Genomic DNA, 6,420 nt, shown 5'->3' with positions numbered 1-6,420 from the left:
TGTGATCTTGGTCGACACTGTTCTAGCAGGGGCTCTGTTGCTGTTTCCGCCGATTTGACGACACCACGAAATCGCTAACTAAGTGGTCTTGGGACAAGTCCTCCACCTCGTATGTGTTCGACAGCAGTGGCCGGTTGCTGAAGGTGACCGACCAGCGTGGCCGCAGCCAGAACCTGGAGTACGGCAGCGACGGCAAGCTCGCCAAGGCCATCGCGCCTGGAGGCCGGTCGCTCACCTTCACCTGGTCCGGCGCGCACGTCGAAACGGTGATGACGGACCCGGTCGATGGCAAGGCGTTGACGTGGAGCTACAGCTACAACGGCGACGTGCTGGAGAAGGTGTGCAACCCGGCGCAGGAATGCACTGTCTACAGTCATAATCCGGGGTCGCTGTATCGCAGCACCGTGCTGGACTCCGACCCGATGGGGTATTGGCGGTTGGGGGAGACCTCTGGCACGAGCGCCAAGGGCCTGGGGTGGCTCGGTAACGCCAGCTACAGCGGTATCACGTTGGGCCAGCCGGGCGCGCTGGCCGGGACGCCGGACACCGCGGTCGGCATTCCCGCCTCCAGCACGAGCGCGATTCACCTGCCCAACGGGATCATTCCGCGTGCCGGTGCCTGGGCCTCGATAGAGGCCTGGTTCAAGACCGGCGCAAGCGGAACCGTCATGACGGTCCAGGGCGAGTACTCGTACATTACTTTCCCCATGTTGCAGGTGACCGCGGACGGCAAGCTGGCGGCCGGCTACGACGCCGCGTCCCGGATTGTCACCACGGCTGTGGTCAAAGACGATGCGTGGCACCATGCCGTGCTGACCGCTGCGGGCGACCGGCAAACGCTGTATGTGGACGGTGTCGCCGCCGGAACCTTTGCCGGAACGATCCCCAACACCACTCCGCTGTACGCCGACCACATCTACCTTGGGGGCGTTTCCGGGACGATCGATGAGGTCGCCGTCTACGACCGCCCGTTGTCGCCCGCCGAGGTCGCCCGCCACTACGCGGCCCGGGCTGAAGCGCTGCACAAGCTCACGAAGATCACCCTGCCGTCAGGCCGCATCTGGGCAGCCAACACCTACGACACGTCCACCGACCGGATCAAAGCCCACACCGACAGCGACGGCGGCACCTGGCAACTCGGCGATCTGACCTACGACAGCACGACGGGCATGTCCACCGTCACGGTCACCGATCCCAACAACGCCTCCCTGTCGTCGGTGCATGACGCATGGCGCGGCTACCACCTGGTCTCCCACACCGATCAACTCGGCAAGAAGATGACCTACAGCTACGACACCGGCGGCTTCCTGCAAACCATCACGGACCCGAACCTCAACACCGTCACCACCTACAACGATGCCCGCGGCAACGTGATCCAGCGCAGAACCTGCCGCACCACCAGCAGCTGCCAGACCGTACGGACCGAGTACTACCTCAACAGCAACGATTTGTTCGATCAGCGCAACGACCGCGTGCTCAAGGTCCGCGACGCCCGTTCGGCCAGTGCCACCGACAACACCTACGCCACCAGCTTCGAGTACGACTCCTACGGCGAGCAGACCAAGCAGACCACGCCGGCCACGTCCGACTTCCCCAACGGCCGCTCGGCCACCGTCGCCTACACCGACGGCAGTGAGCCCGCCATAGGCGGTGGTAGCACGCCGGCCGGGCTGGTGAAGACGCGTACCGATGCCAAGGGCAATACCACCAGCTTCGGCTACAACGCTGCGGGCGATCTTGCCGAGCAGACCGATCCAGCCGGATTGGTCACCAAGCTCGAGCATGATGCGCTAGGCCGTGTGACTGCTCGCACCCAGGTCTCTGACGCCGAGCCGGGCGGCGTGAAGATCATGCTCACTTATGATGAGCTCGGCCGGGTGGCTACGGAGACGACTCCGGGTGTGAAGAACGAGATCACCGGTGTCGTCCACACAGCCAAGACGTCTTATACCTATGATGCCGATGGCAACACGCTCACCGCGACTGTCACGGACCTGACCGGCGGTGACCCCGAGCGGACCACCACGTACACCTACGACGTCTACGGCTACCAGGAATCCGTCACCGATCCTGAGGGCGGCGTGATCCGCACCACCTGGAACAAGCTCGGGCTACAGGCGACGGTCGCCGATCAGCTCGGTTCGGTGTTCGGCTACGCCTACACCGAACGCGGACAGCTGGCCGCCAAGACGCTGAAGAACTGGACCGGCAGCCCGGTCAACCCGCAACCGGCCAAAGAGATCACGTTGGAGTCGTACTCCTACGACCCCGCCGGCCGCCTGTCCGCCCAGGTCGATGCGATGGGACGCAAGACCTCTTACACCTACTACACCGACAACCTGCTCTCCCAGGTGATCGGCGACGACGTCAAGCTGAACGGCTCCGCGACCGCCAAGGACGTCGTGCTGGCGGCCAACACCTACGACGCGGCCGGCAACCTCACCCAGCGGGTGATCGGGGCCGACATCATCACCGGCGCAGGCATCGCGACCACGGCTTACGTCTACGACGCCGCCAACCGGCTCGCGTCGGAGACGTTCGATCCGGCCAAGCTGGCCCGCAAGACCGCCTACACCTACGACGCCAACAACAACATCGCCACGACTACCCGGTCTGCGGCCGGTAGCAGCCGTACCGAAACCACCGCGTACGCCTACAACAAGCAGAACATCCTCACACAGAGCACGGTCAAGAACGACGGACAGGACCTCACGCGCTCCTGGACCATAGACGATCGTGGCCTGGTAGAGAGCCTGGTCGACCCGCGCGGCAACCTTACCGGCGCCGACCCGAACGCCTACACCACCAGCTACCGGTATGACACCGCCGGGCGCTTGGTGGAGCGAAAAGCGCCGACCGTACAGATCGAGAAGAACGGAACCGCCCAAGCTGGACGCCCGACCACCCGCTTCGGTTACGACACGGTGGGGCACCAGACCCAGACGGTCGATGCCGAAGAACGGCTGACCACCTCGAGCTTCGACCGGGCCGGCCGACTGGCCTCGGTGACCGGCACGCCTTACACTCCGCCGGGCGGGACTGCCGTCACCCCCAAGACGTCGCACGCTTACGACGCTGCGGGACGTCTGATCAAGACCACCGACGGGCGCGGCAATGCCACCAGCATCGAATATGACGCGCTGGACAACGCGGTACGCGTCACCGACCCACCCGCCAGCCCAGGGCAGCCAGCCGGGCAGTGGGTCACCGAGTTCGATCTGCTGGGTGAGGAACTGGCCACCGTCGACCCGACCGGGGCCCGCAGCGAGGCCACCTACGACGACCTAGGGCGGCAGATCACCCGCACCATCGTCGAGCGCAAGCCCACCGCCGCGGCCTACACCACGAACCTGCAGTACAACGACGCCGGCGACCTGACCAAGGTGATCCTGCCCGGCAATAAGGCCACCGCCTACACGGTCAACGCCGCGGGCGAGGTCACCGCCGAGACCGACCCGATGAGCAACACCACAACGTACGGCTACGACATCGCGGGTCGCCCGGCCAAGGTCACCGACGCCGAGGGCAACGGCACCGCCGCCGACTACGACCCGGCCGGCCGCCTGACCAGCCTGAAGAATCTGGACAAAACCGGTACCACCGTGCGCACCGTCGGCTACGGCTACGACGCCGCCGACAACCTCACCCAGATCACCTCCGGCGAGGGTCACATCACCCGGCGCACCTTCGATGCCAGCGACCTGCTGACCGAACTCATCGAACCGGTCTCCGCCACCAAATCGATCACCACCAGTTTCGGCTACGACGCAACCGGGGCCCGCACCCGGTTCACCGACGGCCGCGGCAACGCCACCTGGACCAGCTACAACGCCCTCGGCCTGATCGAGACCCTCACCGAGCCGGCCACCACCGCCCACCCCAACCTCGCGGACCGCACCTGGACCCACATCTACGACGCGGCCAGCAACGAGACAGCACTCATCAAGCCCGGCGGGGTACGGCTAGACCGGCAGTACGACGCCCTCAACCGGCTCACCAAAGTGAGCGGTTCCGGGGCAGGCATCGTCGCCGAGGACAAGACCTACGGCTACGACCTGGCCGATCGCGCCACCACGGTGGGCGACCACACACTGGAATACAACGACCGCAGCCTGCTGGCTAAGGTCTCCACCCCGTCCGGTCCCAGCACCAGCTTCGCCTACGACGCGCTCGGCAATCCCACCCAGCGCATCGACATGACCGGCACCACCACCTACACCTGGGACAACGCCAACCGGCTCAGGACCGTGGCCGACCCGGTCAGCGGCCGCACCAACACCTACGACTACGACAAGGCCAACCGGCTCACCACCATCACCTCCGCCAACCCGGCCAACACCCAGGCCTACACCTACGACGCCCTCGACCGGCCCCTCACCCAGACCCTGAAGAACAGCAGCAGCGGCGAACTCGCCAAGATCACCTACGGCTGGGACAAGGACGACAATCTCACCACCAAAACCACCAGCGGACTGGCAGGCGCCGGCACCAACACCTACGGCTACGACCACGCCGGCCGCCTCACCTCCTGGACTGCCCCGAACAGCACCACCACCAGCTACGAATGGGACGACTCCGGCAATCGCACCAAGGTAGGCGACAAGGCCTACTCCTACGATGAACGCAACCGCCTCACCTCAGGTGACGGTGCCGACTACACCTACACCCCACGGGGCACCCTCGCGTCCCAGACCAAGAACGGCACCACCCGCCACCTGACCTTCGACACCTTCGACCGGCTCCTCAACGACGGCGACGCCACCTACACCTACGACGCCTTCGACCGGCTGAGCAGCCGCCAAACCGCGTCTGGTCGGCAGCGCTTCGTCTACGCCGGGCTCGACAACGACATCATCGCCATCACCGACCAAAACGGAGCCGTCCAATCCAGCTACGGCCGCGACCCGTTCGGATCCCTGGTCAGCGTCAAGGACGGCGCCAACCCCGCCCTCGGCGCCCTCACCGACCTCCACCAGGACCTGATCGGCACCTTCTCCGGCACCGCCCTGGCCGCCAGCACCGCCTACACCCCGTTCGGCGAGGTCACCGCCCAAACCGGCACCAAGACCAGCCTCGGCTACCAAAGCGAATACACCGACCCCGACACCGGCACCGTCAACATGCACGCCCGCTGGTACCAACCCGGCACCGGCGCCTTCACCAGCCGCGACGACTGGACCCTGCCCTCCAACCCTTCTGCGCAGGCCAACCGCTACACCTACGGCAACGCCAGCCCCCTCATCTACCGCGACCCCACCGGCCACATCCCCAGCGGTCCTGGCTGCTCAACGAACGACTGGTACTACCAGCAAACCTCCGCCCGCCGCGGCGGTTCCCCCGGTTCCGGTGGTTGCAACAGCAGCGATGGCGACACGGGCGCCCGCGACCTCAACAGGCCAGGTGGGTCCGATATCGATGTCGAAAAGACTGAACGACATGTGCCGAACCCCGCCCACGGCCGTGGGCGCGGTCGCGGCCGCGGCACCGGTCAGCCTGCCAGCGGCTCCGCAACAGCAAGCGCCGAAGGACCAAGCGTCCCGAAAAGGAAGAGGAGCGACGGCTCAAAGAACCCCAACCAGGGCGACCCGAAGAAGGGCGGCCCGAAGAAGCCGAAGAAGGGCACCCACCGCCCCGCCGGTCCCGACGTCATCGAAGTCCACGACGGCGGCATCGCCCCTATCGGCTCAGGCGGCCCCACTACATCCAACACCGTCCTCCCTGTCGGAGGCACACCCACCGGCAGCACACCCACCGTCACCCCCGTCGACCTACCCGAAATAAGCGGCGGGTCGCCGCCACCGCCATCCCCTGAGGGAACGCCGATCGATTGGCTAACCGGCGTCATCAACGGAGTGATGGGCACGCCCCAGTTGCCGGTGTGCACTCACGGCGAGTCGCCCTATATGACGGGGGACATGGATACGGGGGAATTAGTCGAGCCAACCTGCACGGATCCGCTTATTGGAGATCCCAACAGCAGCGCGTGGAAATCAGGCTACGACTTCGGCGCCCCAGACCCATGCGCCTTAGATCGCGAACATCCAGTCGACTCTGCGCTATGCGCAGGCGAAATGCTGGGCTCAATAGAGGGGCCGGGTGGCATAGGCCGCCTGGGGCCGCGGCCCAAGACGGACGGGAAAAATTTCCCCGATCGGCCGCTCCCGCGTGATGAACACGGCGGCCCGAAGGCTGATTCCGATTATCCGCACACGCAACTCGGGTGGAAGAAGGGGAGGCGCGATAAGTATCCGCAGGCGCGCGAATTCGGCTATGATGGTGAGGTTATGCGCGACTATGACTTCTCTGACCATGGTCGACCCGAGGTTCCCGGCCATGAGAATCCCCATCAGCATCGATACGAAGAAAATCCGACGGGCGGGTACAAAAAGCGCGGGCCGGCGGAGCCTTGGGGGTGGTGAC

General features: G+C 65.6%; 1 protein-coding gene. It reads left to right on the top strand.

The genetic code is table 11. The features are described from left to right. Window positions 1–113 precede the first annotated feature (113 nt). Window positions 114–6,419, top strand: coding sequence for a LamG-like jellyroll fold domain-containing protein (locus tag ACIBVN_RS52410; RefSeq protein WP_397149009.1), 6,306 nt, complete (start codon window positions 114–116; stop codon window positions 6,417–6,419). The last annotated feature ends 1 nt before the right edge of the window (window position 6,420 follow it).

The sequence above is a fragment of the Nonomuraea sp. NPDC049400 genome, assembly GCF_044466425.1.
Lineage (GTDB): Bacteria > Actinomycetota > Actinomycetes > Streptosporangiales > Streptosporangiaceae > Nonomuraea.
This window is presented reverse-complemented; position numbering and strand designations above follow the sequence as displayed.